Raw genomic sequence first — 16,123 nt, forward strand, 5'->3', positions numbered from 1 at the left:
ACGAAGAAGGACCCTCATGCCCCTGTGGCCCGTCTACACCGGCAGCAACGAGCCGCACGACGGCATCCGCCGGCTGCCCCCGCCGCCGCCCTGGCGGGCCTTCGACGGCGGTCCCGTGCTCGACCCGCCCGCCGACGCCGACGACGCCTCGGCCGGCTCCCCCGACCGCACCCACCGCGCGGAGACCTACCAGGCCACCCCCGAGACCGTGCAACTGGTCAACGCCGCCCTCTATCTGCGCCGTCCGCTCCTGGTCACCGGCCCGCCCGGCACCGGCAAGTCCTCGCTGGCGTACGCGGTGGCGCGTGAGCTGCGGCTCGGGCCGGTGCTGCGCTGGAACATCACCAGCCGCAGCACCCTGCACGACGGCCTCTACCAGTACGACCCGCTCTCCCGGCTCTACGCCGCCCGGCAGGCCCCGGAGGGCGGCCCGGGCGAGGCGGGCATCGAGAACCATCTGCGGCTGGGTCCCCTCGGCACCGCCCTGCTCCCCCACGCCCGCCCCCGCGCCCTGCTCATCGACGAGATCGACAAGAGCGACCTCGACCTGCCCAACGACCTGCTGAACGTGCTGGAGGAGGGGCAGTACGAGATCCCCGAGCTGGTGCGCGCCGCCCGCCACACCCCCGTCGCGGAGGTCCTGGCGGACGGCACCGACGCCCGTGTCCCCGTCGCCCGCGGCCGGGTCCGCTGCCGGGCCTTCCCGTTCGTCGTCCTCACCAGCAACGGCGAACGCGAGTTCCCGCCCGCGTTCCTGCGCCGCTGCGTCACCCTGCGGCTGCGGCAGCCCGACGACCGGCACCTCGCCGACATCGTCCGCGCCCACCTCGGCGAACCCGACGCCCACGCCCGGCGGCTGATCGAGCGGTTCCTGTCCCGGGTCGGCGGCGGCGACCTGGCCACCGACCAGCTCCTGAACGCCATCTACCTGGCCCGCGCCTCCGACCTGGGCGCCGACTCCCTGGACGAGCTGGCCGAGCAGCTCATGCCGTACCTGGGGCGGACCCCGCAGCCCGATGCGTTCTGAGGACCCGCTCGTCCGCCTCGCCGATCTGCTCGCCGAGGCGGCCTCCGGCGACCGCCCCACCCCGCGCGAACTCGCCGAACTGCTGTGGCTGGCGGGGCGGATGGAACCACCGGCGGCCGCCCCGCCGCACCCCCCGCGCCCGGCCGCCGGACCCGGCGGGTCCGCGGAGCCGCCCCCGCCCCGGGACACCCCCGCCCCGGCCCCCGCCCCGGCCCCCGCCCCGGACCCGGCCCGCGGGGAACGGCAGCCCGGACCACCGCCGCGGGCACCGCTGCACCTGCCCTCACCCGCCCCCGCCCCCCGCACGGGCCCGCGGTACGCCTCCCTGCTGGCCCCCGCGCCCCCGATGCTGCGCCACCCGCTCGGCCTGCAGCGCGCCCTGCGGCCCCTCAAGCGCCGTGCCGACGCGCCCCTCGGCCGGGAACTGGACGAGCGGGCCACCGCCGACCGCATCGCCCGCCTCGGAGCGGACCCCGACGGGTGGCTGCCGGTGATGCGCCCGGCCCGGGAACGCTGGCTGTCCCTGCGGCTCGTCCACGACACCGGTCCCACCATGCCCGTCTGGCAGCCGCTGGTCCGCGAACTGCACACCGCGTTCGCCCAGTCCGGAGTCTTCCGCACGGTCACCCTGCACCGCGCCGCACCCGACGGCACGGTGCACGGCCACGGCGCGCACGCCCCCGCCGACGGCCGCACCGTCCTCCTCCTGCTCAGCGACTGCATGGGCCCGCAGTGGCGCGAAGGCCCGGCCGCCGGCCTGTGGTACGCCACCCTGCGCCGCTGGGCCCACCGCATGCCGGTCGCCGTCGTCCAGCCGCTGCCGGAACGCCTCTGGCGCGACACCGCCCTGCCCACCGTCCCCGGACGCCTCGCGGCCCCGCACCCGGCGGCCCCCTGCGCCGCGCTCACCTTCACGCCGTACGACCCCCCGGAGGGGGCCGCCGCCCCCGACGACGCCCTGCCCCTGCCCGTGCTGGAACCCGAACCGGAGTGGCTGGCGAACTGGGCGGCACTGCTGACCAGCCCCGGCGGCACCGGCCGGCCGGCCGCGGTGGCGCGCCTGGGCGGCGCGCCCCCGCGCCTCGACGACCGGGCGGACCTCACCCGCCTCACCCCCGAGGAACTCGTCCTCCGCTTCCGCGCCACCGCCTCCCCCGAAGCCTTCCGCCTGGCCGGCCACCTCGCCGTCGGCCGCCCCGACCTGCCCGTGATGCGGCTCGTCCAAGCGGCCCTGGAACCGGACCCGCGCCCCCAGCACCTCGCCGAGGTCGTCCTCAGCGGCATGCTCACCACCGTCCCCGGCCCGCCCGGTTCCTACGCCTTCCGCCCCGGTGTCCGCGACCTCCTCCTGCGCGGCCTGCCCCGGACCGCCCGCGGCCGCACCACGGACCTCCTGGAGCGCGTCGGCGGCCTGATCGACACCCGCGCGGGCCGGGCCCCGGGCGAGTTCGTGGCGTCGACCCCCGCGGAGGGCGGCACGCATGCCGCGGTGGAGGACGAGGCGTTCGCCTCCGTCGACGAGCGGAGCGTGCGCCGGCTCGCGGGGACCGGGGTCTCCGTCCCGCGGACCCTGGCCGGGCGCTACCGGCCGCTGCGCCCCCTCAACCAGGCCGGCACGGTCTGGCTGGCACGCGCCGGGACCGGCACGGTGGTGCTGCGACTGCACACCCGGATGAACACGTTCCGCCGGACGGCGTTCCTGCGCGACGCCGAACTGCTGCGGGACGTCCGGCACGAGAACGTGACGGCCGTCCACGAGTACGGCGTGGCGGACGGCGTCCCCTACGTCGTCATGGAGCACCTGGACGGCATCCCGCTCAACAGCCTGGCCGCCCCGAACGGGTACCGGCTCCCGGCGCCGCTCTTCGCCGGCGTCGCCGCGCAGCTCTCCCGCGGCCTCGAAGCCGTGCACCAGGCGGGCGTCACCCACGGCCGCCTCGGCATGTCCCGGGTGATGCTGCTGCCCGACGGGACGGTCAAGCTCAGCCTGTTCGAGCCGGGACGCACGGCCGGCGAGCAGGGGCGCTCGGAGGACCTGCGCGCACTGAGCGAACTGCTCCTCCAGCTCGCCTCGGGCACGTCCCGGCTGGTGCCACCGGTCGACCCCGGCCTGCTCACGCACCTGCCGCCGAGCGTGCGGCAGCCGTACGCGCACGCCTTCGACCGGCTCATGTACGGCAGGAACCTGCTGGCCGATCCGGAGCTGTCGAGGACGGCGCGCCAGGCGTACCACCCCCGCTCGTACGAGGTTTTGGGTCCGCTGCGCCTGCGGGCACCCCACGACGACCACGCACTCCCGGACCGGATGAAGGCCCTGCTCGCCATGCTGCTGCTCAAGCACGGCCGCGTGGTCACCCGCGACGAGCTGCGCGCGGGCCTGTGGAACCCCGGCGACGAGCCGCGGGACGCCCCGGCCGCCATCGCCCGGACCGCCTCCCGGCTGCGCACGCTCCTCGGCCCCGGCGCCGCCCTGGCGACCCTCCCCGACGGCTACGCCCTGCACACCGGCGCCGACTTCGTCGACCTGGTCGAGTGCGAGCGCCTGGTGGCGCGGGCCGGTGGCCGCGAACCGCGGGAGGCCCGCGGCCTCTACGACCGCGCCCTCGCCCTGTGGCACCCCTCCGGCCCCCTCCCCGACGTCCCCGGCCCCGCCGCCCACACCGCCCGCACCCGCCTGCTCCGGCTGCGCCTCACCCTGCACCGCACCCGCGCCGAACTGGACCTGGACCTCGACGAGGTGGCCCGCGCCGCGGCCGACCTCGCGGAGCTGGTGCGGGCGCACCCGTCCCGGGAGGACTTCCGCCGCCTCTACCTGATCGCGCTGCGCCGCCAGGGCCGGCTGGCGGAGGCGCTGGAGGTGTTCGAGGAGTACGAGCTCTCCGGCGGCACCGGCCCCGAACTGCTGGCCCTGGGCCGGGAGCTGCGCGAGGAGTTCGGCGGCCCCCCGGACGACCCCGGGGCGCCGCCCGGCGAGGGACCCTTCACCGAGTCGGACGGCCTGCCGGCCGGCTCGTTCCCGACGGAGGAGGAATTGCCGTCGCTGCTGGCGCAGGACGAGGAGCCGGAGGAGCGGCGCCCGCTGCCGCGGGACGAGGTGCCGGAGAGCCTGTTCACGGAGGAGCCGGCCGGTCCCGACCGGGCCCGGCTCGTCTTCCGGTTCGCGGACGGCCCGCGGGACGCGGACACCCACGCGCTGCTGGGCCGGGCGGTCACACGGCTGGTCGCGGCGAGCGGCGTCGACGCGGCGCAGTTCCCGCTGGAGGCGCGCGACGACGGCTTCTCGCTGCCGGTCCGGCCGGGCGGCTCCGGACGGCGCCTGCTGCGGACCCTCACCCTCGGGTTCCGGGACCTCCTCGCGGAACTGGACGGCGTCCGGCTGTACGTGGGGCACGGGGCCGGCCCGGACGGCTCGGCGCGGGCCTGGCGCAGCCTCGCCGCACCCGAGGTGCACGGCGTCCTCGTCGTCGGGCCGGGCATGGGCGAGGCCGAGGGCATCATGCGGTACGAGCGTCCCGAACGGCTCGCCCCGCCGCCCCCGGTGCGCGGTCCCTACCCCCTGCCCCCCGATCTGCCCCCGCCCGCCGGGATCACCCGGACCGTCGTCCGCGACCGCCGCGGCACCGAGTACTACGAGGTGGACCTGCGGGAGAGCCGGACGAGCCTGCTGGCGCGGGGCCCGCAGGCGGACGGGCGCCCCGTGTTCACCGCGCGCGGCGAGGCGCGCTGGCAGGTCACCGACGCGAGGACGGCGGCGGCGGGCAGCGCGTCCGGGGACGTGGCGGAGCTGATCCGCCGCCACCTGACGGACCGGCTGCGCCGGCTGACCGAGCTGTATCCCCCCACGCGGGTCGCCGAGGCCCGGGAGGACCTCTACCGGGGCCTGGCCCGGCTCGCCGTCCCCGGCTTCGACATCCGCTGGGACGTGCACCTGAGCGCCGCCCCGCCCCGCCCCGCCTCCTTCCTGCGCCGCTCGCGGACCCCCGCGGCCCGGGCCCTGCGGCAGGCGGACGCCGTGCTCCTCGGGTTCGACGGCACCCTGACCCGGCTGTGGACGAAGGCCGGCCAGGCCGCGGCCGTCCGGGAGCTGACCCGGGTCCTGGCCGAACTGCGCGACCCGGAGGACGCGCTCGCCGGCAAGCCCCTGCTGCCGGCCAACGGCCCGGTCCCCCCGCACAGCGGTGACCTCCACCCGGTGGACCTGCTGCGGGCGCTCCAGGAGACCGCGTACGAACCGGTGCTGCGGGACGTCCTGACGAGGGCCGAACGCGAGGCGGTGCGCAGCGCGCGGGCCCTCTCCCACGCCGACCTGCTCGTCCGCACCCTGGCCGACAAGGGGCTGACGCTGGCGCTCGTCACGGACGCGGCCGAGGCGACCGCGACCGGATACCTGGAGCTGCGCGGCCTGCTGGACGACTTCGGGGGCGGGGTGCACGGCCGGTCCGCGCGGTTGATGCCCGACCCGGAGACCGTGCAGCGGGCCCTCGCCCGGATCGGCGTGCCCCCCGCCCGGTGTCTCCTGGCCGGCTCCACCGCCGTCGAGGAACGCGCGGCCGGCGCCGCGGGCGTCGCCTTCCTGCGGGTCGCCGACGAGACCGGGTTCCGCGATCTGCTGGACGCCGCCCGGGAACGCTGACCCGCCCGAATCCCCCGTTCAGCCGCTCCCCGCCCGGCCCCCCAGAAAAGGCGCCCGCGCCCGTGGCCCCCGCACGATGCGATCAGAGGTCCGCCGCCCGGCGGCCCACGGTCTGTGCTCTCGGGAGGACCCTGCCATGACCGCCAGTCTGGAGCAGCTGCGCCGCTGCCATTTCGCCGTCGACCTGGGGGCGGCCCGGACGCGGGTGTACGTCAAGGGCGCCGGGCTCGTCGTCGACCAGCCGTCCGTCGCCGCCGTGAACACCAGGACCGGCGCGCTGATCGCGGTCGGCGAGTTCGCGGAGAAGATGACGGGCCGTACCCCCGGCTACATCCGTGTGGTCCGGCCGGTCTCGGGCGGCACGGTCGTCGACATCGAGATGGCCCAGCGGATGCTGCGTCACCTGCTCGGCGACAAGGTCCGCCGCGGTCTGCGCCGCAAGCCCCGGCTGCGCGCCGCCGCCTGCACGCCGCACGACGCGGATCCGCTGGCACAGCGGGCGACCGTCGAGACCCTCGTCGGGCTGGGCGCCCGCCGGGTGGAGCTGGTGGACACGCTGATCGCCGCGGCGGTCGGCTGCGGACTGCCGGTGGAGCAGCCGGAGGCGACGATGGTGCTGGTGTGCGGCGCGGCGGCGACCCAGGTCGCGGTGCTGTCCCTGGGCTCGATCGTCACCGCGGAGCGCATCCCGGTCGGCGGCGAGGCCGTCGACCACGCGATCGTGCAGCACCTGCGGCACGAGCACGAGCTGATGCTGCCGAGCCAGTCGGTACGGCCGCTGCACGTCGCCCTGTCCGGCAACGGCCTCACCCCGCACGGCCCGGCGTCCACGGAGATCCACGGGCGGGACGTGGCGACGGGTCTCGCCCGGTCGGTGCAGGTGGACACCGCGGCGGTACGGGACGCCATCCAGACCCCGCTGACCGCGGTGCTCGACGGGATCGGCAAGGTGCTGCGGGACTGCCCGCCGGACCTGGTCGCGGACCTCGCCGACCGGGGGATCGTGATGGTCGGCGGCAGCGCGCTGCTGCCGGGGCTCGACCAGATGCTGCGGCGGGCGACGGGGATGCCGGTGCACATCGCGGAGCGGCCCGACGTGTGCGCGGTGCAGGGGCTGGGCGCCATGCTGGAGGGCAAGATCGAGCCGCTGGTCCTGGACCCGCTGGCGACCTGAGGCACCGCCGCGTCCCGGCGCGGGGTCCGGGCGGCGGCGCACGGCCGCGCCCCCGCAGCGCGCCCGCCCCGGATCGGCGACGGGGTGCGCAGGCAGCGGTCCGCGTCCGCCGCGCGCCGGTCCCGGGGGCGGGCCGGCGTCCGGCCCGCCGCTCCACGAGGCGGCCCCCCGTCACGCACCTCGCACGCCACCACCTACCGGCCCTGCGCCCCCACCCGGCACGGTGGCGGTGTCACCGCCGCGCGCCCCACCGCCGGTGAGCGGGCCTGCCGTGACGCCCCGGTAGCCGGTCCGGCAGTGACGACGGGCTCGGCCCTCGCCCGTCCGGCCGCCGCGCGGGTGCCCGCCTGCACGACCGCGCCCCGCCCCGGCACGGTGCCGGTACCACCGCCGCACGCCACACCGCCGGTGAGCGGGCCTGCGGTGACGACCCGGTGGCCGGTTCCGGCGGTCACGACCCTGACCGGTTCCGGCGGTCACGACCCGGTGCCAGTTCCGGCGGTCACGACCCGATGACCGGTTCCGGCGGTCACGACCCGGTGCCAGTTCCGGCGGTGACGACCCGACGACCGATCCGGCGGTCACGACGGGCACGGCCCCCGCCCGTCCGGCCGTCGCGCGGTGACGACCCGACGGCCTGTCCGGCCTATCCGGCGGTCACGACGAACGCGGCCCCCGGCCCGTCCGGCCGTCGCGCGGGTCCCGCCTGCACGACCGGGCGGTGGGCGGCGCAGGCGCCGGGGAGCGCACCGGCGTCGCGACGGCCCATGTCGTGTCGTACGGCACCAGACGGTCACGGCGTGGCCGGTGGAGGCGGCGTGGATCCCCGCCTCGTGCCGGACGCGGGCCGGTCACCCGATGGCGGCCCGGCCGCCCGGACCGGCGCGCGCCGGGGACGATCCGGCCGCGGCCCGCCCCGCGCGCGCCGAGCGGCCGCAGGTCCGCGGCGGCGTCGCCCGGCCCGCGCCGGCGGCTCCGCACGGCGCGTCTCCCCGCCCCTGCGCCGGGGCGGGCAACGCTCGTACCCGCGCGCGGCCTGGGCCATTCCCGGCCGGGCGCCGGAGACGGGTGTACCGCGCCCCGCGCCGGGAAGCCGCACGGTACCGCGAGGGGAGACGCCCACGGTCGAGAACGATTGAGCCGAACGGACGAGAACGGTTGAGTCGAGGACGCTTGTGAGGACTGCCGAGCCGAACCCGCTGGTCATCGAGAGCCGTACGGACGACACCGGCCGGGCCCTGCTCGCCGTGCGCGGCGAGCTCGTGCACGGCTGCGACGAGGCGCTGGCCCGGGCGCTGGCCCGGCTGCCCGCCGGCATCCGCCGCGTCGAAGTGGACATGTCCGGCGTGGACTTCATGGACACGGCCGGCCGCCGCTTCCTGGACCTGCTGCGGGACTACGGCGAGCGCCACATGATCCCCGTGGCGGCGGTGAACTGGCGGGGCCAGCCACGGGACTTCTGGGAGCTGTGCCGGGAGGTGGAGCAGCTGCGCCGGGCGATGGCGACCCGCCCGGTCATCGACCAGGCCCGCGGCATCCTGATGGCCACCCACGCCTGCACCTCCCATGAGGCGTGGGAGATCCTGCGCGAGGCCTCCCAGCTGTCCAACACCAAGCTCCGCACGGTCGCCGCGTCGGTCACCGCCAGCGCGGAGGACGCGTCCGCGGCGCCACCGGAGGAGGTCGACAGGGCCCTGCGGACGGCGATCGCGCGCGTGAGGGGATGAGGACGCGTGTGCGGGGTCACACCGTGCGCGCCGCGGACGGGCACGGCAGGAGCGGACGCTCCCGGGCGTGTCGCAGCCCCGGCGCCCGGTTCGAAGGGTGCGGCCCCGCCCGCGCGCACGGCCCGGGCCTGGAGGCGGAAGCCCGCGAGGGGGCGCTCAGGGCCGCCGACGATACGTTTCCGCAGGTCGCGGAAGCTACTGGTGGGGCGGGTGGGACTCGAACCCACGGCCGACGGATTATGAGTCCGCTGCTCTAACCGGCTGAGCTACCGCCCCTCACGGCGCGTCGCGCACATTTGTGCGCGCCGTCTGCCGCAGCATAGCCGCTCATACGATCTCCTGCTCCGGCATGGTCGGCTTCGCACGACCATGAGGACTCCGCCGCGGCCCGCGCGGTTCCACCGGACATGAAAAAGGACCCCGAAGGGCCCTCGTTCAGCATGCTCCCCCGACTGGACTCGAACCAGTAACCTGCCGGTTAACAGCCGGCTGCTCTGCCAATTGAGCTACGGAGGACCGAGCTCCCCCGACTGGACTCGAACCAGTAACCTGCCGGTTAACAGCCGGCTGCTCTGCCAATTGAGCTACGGAGGAATGCCTCGTTGCATCGAACGTACCTCCCTGGGTATCCGCCAGGGGGCGCCCGCTCGCTGCGACACATACATTAGCGCAAGCAGGGGGGTGCTTTGCCAATCGGTACCTCCGGGCCCGATGCCGCACCGGAACCGTGCCAGGGACTACGCAAGGAAAGGGTGGCCGCCATGCGTTACCGGCTCACGTTCGTCGTCGGACTCGCTGTGGGCTACGTGCTCGGCACACGCGCCGGGCGCGAGCGCTACGAACAGCTGATGAAGTCGGCCCGGCAGATCGCACAGAACCCGGCGGTCCGCAACACCGCGGAGAGCGCCGCCCAGCAGGGCCGCCAGTTCGCGGGCAAGGCCTATCACGTGGTCAGCGACAAGGTCGGCGACCGCGTCCCCGACCGCTTCCGCCACAACGGCCAGGACGACGACTGGGGCACCAGCAACACCTAGACGCCGCGGGAGGGGCGCGGGAACGGCCGGGCAACCACGCGCCACCCGCGCCCCGTCGGACCACTGGCACCGCTACGGCACAATCTGTTGCATGGGGATAGTCGCCGGGCTGGACAGTTCACCCGATTTCACGCGGATCGTCGTCTGCGACACGGACACGGGGGCCGTGCTCAGGCAGGGTTATGCCCCGCACCCGCTGGAGAGCCCCGACGGCGGCCGCCCCAGTGACGTGGACCCCCAGTCCTGGCTGCTGTCGCTCGGCGAGGCGGCCGGCGGCGGTCTGCTGGAGGGCGTCCAGGCGATCGGCGTCTCCGCCCAGGCGAACGCGGTCGTGCCGCTCGACGCGCAGGGCAACACCGTCCGCCCGGCCCTGGTCGGCGGGGACAAGCGGGCGCAGGTCGCGGCGGCCGACCTGATCGACGCGCTCGGCGGCCGGGAGGTCTGGGCGCAGGCCGTGGGCTGTGTCCCGCAGGCCGCGCACCCGGTGACCAAGCTGCGCTGGCTGGCGAAGACCGAGCCGGAGGCCGCCGCGCGCACCGCCGTGCTGCTCCAGGCGCACGACTGGCTGGTCTGGCAGCTCCTCGGCCGGCCGGTGCGCCGGACCACCGACCGCGGCGGCGCCTCGGGCACCGGCTACTGGTCGGCGGCCGTCGGCGGCTACCGACCCGAGCTGGTGGAACTGGCCCTCGGCCACCAGGCGCTGCTGCCGGAGGTGATCGGGCCGTCGGACGCGGCCGGCACGACCCCCGAGGGGCTGCTGATCTCCGCCGGGACCGTGGACACCATGGCCGCCGCGTTCGGGCTGGGGCTGGGCCTCGGGGACGCGGTCGTCTCGCTCGGCGCGTCCGGCTCCGTGATGGCCGTGCACCCCGAGGCGCTGCACGATCCGACGGGGACGATCACCTCACTGGCCGACGCGACCGGGATGCACCTGCCGGTCGTGACCACGCTGAACGCCGTGCGCGCCCTGCGCGGCACCGCCGAACTGCTCGGCCTGCCGGATCTGGAGAGCCTGTCCGATCTGGCGCTGAAGTCGACGCCGGGCGCCCACGGGCTGGTGCTGCTGCCGTACCTGGAGGGCGAGCGGACACCGGCGCTGCCGCACACGGCGGGCACCCTGGCCGGCCTGCGGCGCGAGTCGATGCGGCCGGAGCACCTGGCACGGGCCGCGTTCGAGGGCATGCTGTGCGGGCTGGCCGACGCGCTGGACGTGCTGCGCGGGCGGGGCGTGGAGGTGCGGCGGATCTTCCTGCTGGGCCCGGCGGCCGAACTGCCCGCCGTGCAGGCCTCGGCGCCGTCCCTGTTCGGCGCGCAGGTCGTCGTGCCGCAGCCCGCCGACTACGCGGCGCTCGGTGCCGCGCGGCAGGCCGCGTGGGCGCTGGGCGTGTCGCAGGGCACGCTCGACCCGCGCACCCCGCCGGCCTGGCAGGGCGCGGTGGCGCAGGTGCTGGAGCCCGGGGAGGAGCTGGCGGTGGGGCAGGCGGTGCGGCAGCAGTTCGTGTCGGTGCGGGAGCAGACCCATCCGGGGGCGTTCCGGGCGTAACGGCCCGCCTGTTGGGTTAATCGGTTGAGGTAACGCGGGTGGAGTGTTCGACGATAGGGGCCAGGGGCAACCTTCCGGCCCCTCCCGCCGACTCCGAGAGACCAGTGTGCTCATACGACTCCTGCGGACCTACCTCAGGCCGTATCGAAAACCCATCGCCCTGCTGGTGCTGCTCCAGTTCCTGCAGACCTGCGCGACCCTCTATCTGCCGACGCTGAACGCGGACATCATCGACAACGGCGTCGTGCTCGGGGACACCGGCTACATCCTGTCCTACGGCGCCCTGATGATCGGCATCTCGCTGGCGCAGGTGATCTGCAACATCGGTGCCGTGTACTACGGCGCGCGCACGGCCGCGGCCCTCGGCCGGGACGTGCGGGCCGCCGTCTTCGACCGGGTGCAGTCCTTCTCCGCCCGGGAGGTCGGCCACTTCGGCGCGCCCTCCCTCATCACACGGACCACCAACGACGTCCAGCAGGTGCAGATGCTGGCCCTGATGACGTTCACCCTGATGGTGTCCGCGCCGATCATGTGCGTGGGCGGCATCGTGCTGGCCGTGGGGCTCGACGTGCCGCTGTCGGGGGTGCTGGTCGCCGTCGTGCCGGTGCTCGGCATCGCGGTGACCCTCATCGTGCGCCGGCTGCGGCCGCTGTTCAGGACCATGCAGGAGCGGCTGGACACGGTCAACCGGGTGCTGCGCGAGCAGATCACCGGCAACCGGGTGATCCGCGCCTTCGTCCGCGACGAGTACGAGCAGCAGCGGTTCCGGAAGGCGAACGCCGAGCTGACCGACATGTCGCTGGCCACCGGCAACCTCCTGGCGCTGATGTTCCCCATCGTCATGACGGTGGTGAACCTGTCGTCCATCGCGGTGGTGTGGTTCGGCGCGCACCGGATCGACAGCGGCGGGATGCAGATCGGCGACCTGACCGCGTTCCTCGCCTACCTCATGCAGATCGTGATGTCCGTGATGATGGCCACCTTCATGTTCATGATGGTGCCGCGCGCGGAGGTCTGCGCCGAGCGGATCCAGGAGGTGCTCGACACCTCCTCCAGCGTCGTCCCGCCGGCGGCGCCGGTGACGAAGCTGCGACGGCACGGGCACCTGGAGATCCGCGGGGCGGGCTTCCGCTACCCCGGTGCCGAGGAGCCGGTGCTCAAGGCCATCGACCTGACCGCCCGGCCGGGCGAGACCACGGCGGTGATCGGCTCGACAGGCAGCGGCAAGTCCACCCTGCTGGGCCTCGTGCCCCGGCTGTTCGACGCGACCGACGGAACGGTCCTGGTGGACGGCGAGGACGTGCGCACCATCGATCCGAAGGTGCTGGCGAGGACCGTCGGCCTGGTCCCGCAGAAGCCGTACCTGTTCGCGGGCACGGTCGCCACCAACCTGCGCTACGGCAACCCGGACGCCACCGACGAGGAGTTGTGGCACGCGCTGGAGGTGGCGCAGGCCAGGGACTTCGTGGAGCGGCTGGAGAACGGCCTCGACTCCCCCATCGCGCAGGGCGGCACCAACGTCTCCGGCGGCCAGCGCCAGCGGCTCGCCATCGCGCGCACCCTGGTCCAGCGCCCGGAGATCTACCTCTTCGACGACTCCTTCTCCGCCCTCGACTACGCCACCGACGCGGCCCTGCGCGCCGCGCTCGCCCGGGAGACCGCCGACGCGACCGTGGTGATCGTCGCCCAGCGGGTGGCCACCATCCGTGACGCCGACCGGATCGTCGTCCTCGACGAGGGACGGGTGGTCGGCACCGGACGGCACCACGAGCTGATGGCGGACAACGAGACCTACCGGGAGATCGTGCTCTCCCAGCTGACGGAAGCGGAGGCAGCCTGATGGCCGGGCCCATGGGGCGGATGATGGCCGGGACCGGACCGGACCACCGCTCGCTGGACTTCAAGGGGTCGGGCCGGCGGCTCGCCGCCCGGTTCCGGCCGGAGCGGTTCACCCTCGGCGTGCTCCTGCTCTGCGTGGTGATCAGCGTCGGCCTGTCGGTGGCCGGCCCGAAGATCCTCGGTGAGGCGACCGACCTGGTCTTCGCGGGGATCGTCGGCCGCGGGATGGAGCCGGGCGCCACCAAGGAGGAAGTCCTCCAGGCGATGCGGGAACGCGGCGACGGGGACATCGCCGACATGCTCCGCTCCACCGACTTCACCCCCGGCGAGGGCATCGACTTCGCCGCCGTCGGGAACGTACTGCTGTTCGCGCTCGCCGTGTTCGCGGTCGCCGGGCTGCTGATGGCGGTGGCGACCCGGCTGGTGAACCGGGTGGTGAACCGGACTATGTACCGGATGCGCGAGGACGTGCAGACGAAGCTGTCCCGGCTGCCGCTGTCGTACTTCGACCGGCGGCAGCGCGGCGAGGTGCTGTCCCGCGCCACCAACGACATCGACAACATCGGGCAGACCCTCCAGCAGTCGATGGGCCAGCTCATCAACTCGCTGCTGACCATCATCGGCGTGCTCGCGATGATGTTCTGGGTGTCGTGGATCCTCGCGCTGGTCGCCCTGGTGACGGTGCCGCTGTCGCTGTACGTGGCGACCTACGTCGGCAAGCGGTCGCAGCCGCACTTCGTGCAGCAGTGGCGCTCCACCGGCACGCTCAACGCGCACATCGAGGAGATGTACACCGGGCACACGCTGGTGAAGGTGTTCGGGCGGCAGGACGAGTCGGCGCAGCAGTTCGCCGAGCAGAACCGGGCGCTGTACGAGGCCGGGTTCAAGGCCCAGTTCAACAGCGGCGTGATGCAGCCGCTGATGATGTTCGTGTCCAACCTGAACTACGTGCTGGTCGCGGTCGTCGGCGGGCTGCGGGTCGCTTCGGGGTCGCTGTCGATCGGCGATGTCCAGGCGTTCATCCAGTACTCGCGGCAGTTCTCGATGCCGCTGACGCAGATCGCGTCCATGGCGAACCTGGTGCAGTCCGGTGTGGCGTCGGCCGAGCGGATCTTCGAACTCCTCGACGCGGAGGAGCAGTCGGCGGACCCGGTGCCCGCGGTGCGGCCGCAGGAGCTGCGCGGGCGGGTCGCGCTGGAGGGCGTGTCCTTCCGCTACGACCCGGAGAAGCCGCTGATCGAGGACCTCACGCTGGCCGTGGAACCGGGGCAGACGGTGGCGATCGTCGGCCCGACCGGCGCGGGCAAGACCACCCTGGTGAACCTGCTCATGCGGTTCTACGAGGTGTCCGGCGGGCGGATCACACTCGACGGGGTCGACATCGCGACGATGTCCCGGGACGAACTGCGCGCCGGGATCGGCATGGTGCTCCAGGACACCTGGCTGTTCGGCGGCACCATCGCGGAGAACATCGCCTACGGGGCGGCCCGGAAGGTCACCCGCGGCGAGATCGAGGAGGCGGCGCGGGCGGCCCACGCCGACCGGTTCATCCGCACCCTGCCGGACGGCTACGACACCGTGATCGACGACGAGGGCTCGGGCGTCAGCGCCGGCGAGAAGCAGCTCATCACCATCGCGCGGGCGTTCCTGTCGGACCCGGTGATCCTGGTGCTCGACGAGGCGACCAGCTCCGTCGACACCCGTACCGAGGTGCTGATCCAGAAGGCGATGGCCAAACTGGCGCACGGGCGGACGTCGTTCGTCATCGCGCACCGGCTGTCGACCATCCGGGACGCCGACACGATCCTGGTGATGGAGAACGGGTCGATCGTCGAACAGGGCGCGCACGCCGAACTGCTGGCGGCGGGCGGGGCGTACGCGCGGCTGTACCAGGCGCAGTTCGCACAGGCCGTGGCCGAGGTGGACTGACACCGGAGGGGGGCCGCCGGCCGGCGGCCCCCGCTCAGTCCAGGTAGCCCCGCAGCTGCTCGGCGAAGGCGTGGTCGCGGAGTTTGTTGAGGGTCTTGGACTCGATCTGGCGGATCCGCTCGCGGGTCACGCCGAAGATGCGCCCGATCTCCTCCAGGGTGCGGGGGCGGCCGTCGGCCAGCCCGTAGCGGAGCTGGACCACCTTGCGCTCGCGCTCGCCGAGAGTGGACAGGACCGCCTCCAGGTGCTCCTTGAGCAGCAGGAACGCGGCGGACTCCACGGGCGAGGCGGCGTCGCCGTCCTCTATCAGGTCGCCCAGCGCGACATCGTCCTCCTCACCGACGGGGGCGTGCAGGGAGACGGGCTCCTGGGCGAGCCGCAGCACCTCGCTCACCCGCTCGGGCGGCAGGTCGAGATGGGCGGCGACCTCTTCGGGGGTGGGTTCGTGGCCGCGCTCCTGGAGCATCCGGCGCTGCACCCGCACCACCCGGTTGATCAGCTCGACGACGTGCACCGGGACCCGGATGGTGCGGGCCTGGTCGGCGAGGGCGCGGGACATGGCCTGGCGGATCCACCAGGTGGCGTAGGTGGAGAACTTGAAGCCGCGGGCGTAGTCGAACTTCTCGACGGCCCGGATGAGGCCCAGGTTGCCCTCCTGCACGAGGTCGAGCATGGTCAGTCCGCGGCCGACGTACCGCTTGGCGACCGACACCACCAGCCGCAGGTTCGCCTCGATCAGCCGGCGCTTGGCCATCCGGCCCATGACCACGAGCCGGTCCAGGTCGAGCGCCAACTGGCTGTCCAGGTCGGGGGTGTTGAGCAGCTTCTCCTCGGCGAACAGGCCGGCCTCGACCCGGCGGGCGAGTTCCACCTCCTCGGCGGCGGTGAGCAGCGGCACCCGGCCGATCTCGCGCAGGTACTGCCGGAACAGGTCGGAGGAGGGACCGCTGGTGTCGACGGCCCGGCCGGGCGGCGGCTCGACGGGCCCGGGCTCGACGAACTCCGGTTCGGTGCCGGCCCCGGCGTCGGGCGGCTCGGATTCCGGTTCGGTCTCCGTCTGCGTCTCCGTCCGTGTCTCCGGGTGGTGCGCCGCACGGCTCTGCGGCGGCAGGGCCGCCAGCACGTCCGGTGCCGCGTCCGGCTCCGCCGGGGTGCGGCTGTCGGTAGGGACGAGGGTCTGGGTCTGCACGGGGGCGACCTCCAGGGGGGAATCGCTG

The 16,123-nt window shown here is 74.6% G+C and carries 9 protein-coding genes and 3 tRNA genes; 8 read left to right on the top strand and 4 right to left on the bottom strand.

Annotated elements, in window-relative coordinates:
• The first annotated feature begins 16 nt into the window (after positions 1–16).
• From SGLAU_RS11085 to SGLAU_RS11100, 4 genes are all read left to right on the top strand, one after another.
• Positions 17–1,027: an AAA family ATPase gene (locus SGLAU_RS11085; protein WP_043500653.1), complete on the top strand. Its 1,011-nt coding sequence runs from the start codon at positions 17–19 to the stop codon at positions 1,025–1,027.
• The gene (locus tag SGLAU_RS33520; RefSeq protein ID WP_078957678.1) at positions 1,017–5,660 is read left to right on the top strand and encodes an SAV_2336 N-terminal domain-related protein; all 4,644 of its coding nucleotides are present in this window, start codon (positions 1,017–1,019) and stop codon (positions 5,658–5,660) included. Before SGLAU_RS11085 ends, SGLAU_RS33520 begins: the two co-directional genes overlap by 11 nt.
• A 136-nt stretch (positions 5,661–5,796) precedes the next feature.
• The gene (locus tag SGLAU_RS11095; RefSeq protein WP_043500655.1) at positions 5,797–6,834 is read left to right on the top strand and encodes a rod shape-determining protein; all 1,038 of its coding nucleotides are present in this window, start codon (positions 5,797–5,799) and stop codon (positions 6,832–6,834) included.
• 1,175 nt (positions 6,835–8,009) lie between these two features.
• A complete protein-coding gene (locus SGLAU_RS11100) occupies positions 8,010–8,561 on the top strand; it encodes an ANTAR domain-containing protein (protein ID WP_043500658.1) in 552 nt (183 codons plus the stop codon).
• Between the two features lie 199 nt (positions 8,562–8,760).
• Here the strand turns inward: SGLAU_RS11100 and SGLAU_RS11105 are convergent.
• From SGLAU_RS11105 to SGLAU_RS11115, 3 genes are all read right to left on the bottom strand, one after another.
• A tRNA-Ile gene (locus tag SGLAU_RS11105) sits at positions 8,761–8,837 on the bottom strand.
• Between the two features lie 167 nt (positions 8,838–9,004).
• A tRNA-Asn gene (locus SGLAU_RS11110) sits at positions 9,005–9,077 on the bottom strand.
• A gap of 5 nt (positions 9,078–9,082) precedes the next feature.
• Positions 9,083–9,155, bottom strand: a tRNA-Asn gene (locus tag SGLAU_RS11115).
• A 167-nt stretch (positions 9,156–9,322) separates the two neighbouring features.
• Between SGLAU_RS11115 and SGLAU_RS11120 the strand changes: the two genes are divergently transcribed.
• From SGLAU_RS11120 to SGLAU_RS11135, 4 genes are all read left to right on the top strand, one after another.
• Positions 9,323–9,595 (top strand): hypothetical protein, encoded by a 273-nt coding sequence (locus SGLAU_RS11120; RefSeq protein ID WP_043500659.1) that lies wholly within the window; start codon positions 9,323–9,325, stop codon positions 9,593–9,595.
• A gap of 91 nt (positions 9,596–9,686) precedes the next feature.
• Positions 9,687–11,138, top strand: coding sequence for a xylulokinase (locus SGLAU_RS11125; protein WP_043500661.1), 1,452 nt, complete (start codon positions 9,687–9,689; stop codon positions 11,136–11,138).
• Positions 11,139–11,244: 106 nt separating this feature from the next.
• The gene (locus tag SGLAU_RS11130; RefSeq protein ID WP_043500663.1) at positions 11,245–12,978 is read left to right on the top strand and encodes an ABC transporter ATP-binding protein; all 1,734 of its coding nucleotides are present in this window, start codon (positions 11,245–11,247) and stop codon (positions 12,976–12,978) included.
• Positions 12,978–14,906, top strand: coding sequence for an ABC transporter ATP-binding protein (locus tag SGLAU_RS11135; RefSeq protein ID WP_043500667.1), 1,929 nt, complete (start codon positions 12,978–12,980; stop codon positions 14,904–14,906). The genes SGLAU_RS11130 and SGLAU_RS11135 overlap by 1 nt, the downstream gene beginning before the upstream one ends.
• A gap of 34 nt (positions 14,907–14,940) precedes the next feature.
• On the opposite strand, the gene SGLAU_RS11140 is transcribed toward SGLAU_RS11135, so the two are convergent.
• Complete coding sequence (locus SGLAU_RS11140) at positions 14,941–16,095, bottom strand: RNA polymerase sigma factor (RefSeq protein WP_043500669.1); 1,155 nt, start codon at positions 16,093–16,095, stop codon at positions 14,941–14,943.
• Between the last annotated feature and the right edge of the window lie 28 nt (positions 16,096–16,123).

The sequence above is a fragment of the Streptomyces glaucescens genome, assembly GCF_000761215.1.
In the GTDB taxonomy this organism is placed as follows: domain Bacteria; phylum Actinomycetota; class Actinomycetes; order Streptomycetales; family Streptomycetaceae; genus Streptomyces; species Streptomyces glaucescens_B.

Excerpts from the sequence above, each read along its gene's own strand:
- SGLAU_RS11085 (WP_043500653.1), top strand. The coding sequence starts at position 17 with ATGCCCCTGTGGCCCGTCTACACCGGCAGCAACGAGCCGCACGACGGC.
- SGLAU_RS33520 (WP_078957678.1), top strand. The coding sequence starts at position 1,017 with ATGCGTTCTGAGGACCCGCTCGTCCGCCTCGCCGATCTGCTCGCCGAG.
- SGLAU_RS11095 (WP_043500655.1), top strand. The coding sequence starts at position 5,797 with ATGACCGCCAGTCTGGAGCAGCTGCGCCGCTGCCATTTCGCCGTCGAC.
- SGLAU_RS11120 (WP_043500659.1), top strand. The coding sequence starts at position 9,323 with ATGCGTTACCGGCTCACGTTCGTCGTCGGACTCGCTGTGGGCTACGTG.
- SGLAU_RS11125 (WP_043500661.1), top strand. The coding sequence starts at position 9,687 with ATGGGGATAGTCGCCGGGCTGGACAGTTCACCCGATTTCACGCGGATC.
- SGLAU_RS11135 (WP_043500667.1), top strand. The coding sequence starts at position 12,978 with ATGGCCGGGCCCATGGGGCGGATGATGGCCGGGACCGGACCGGACCAC.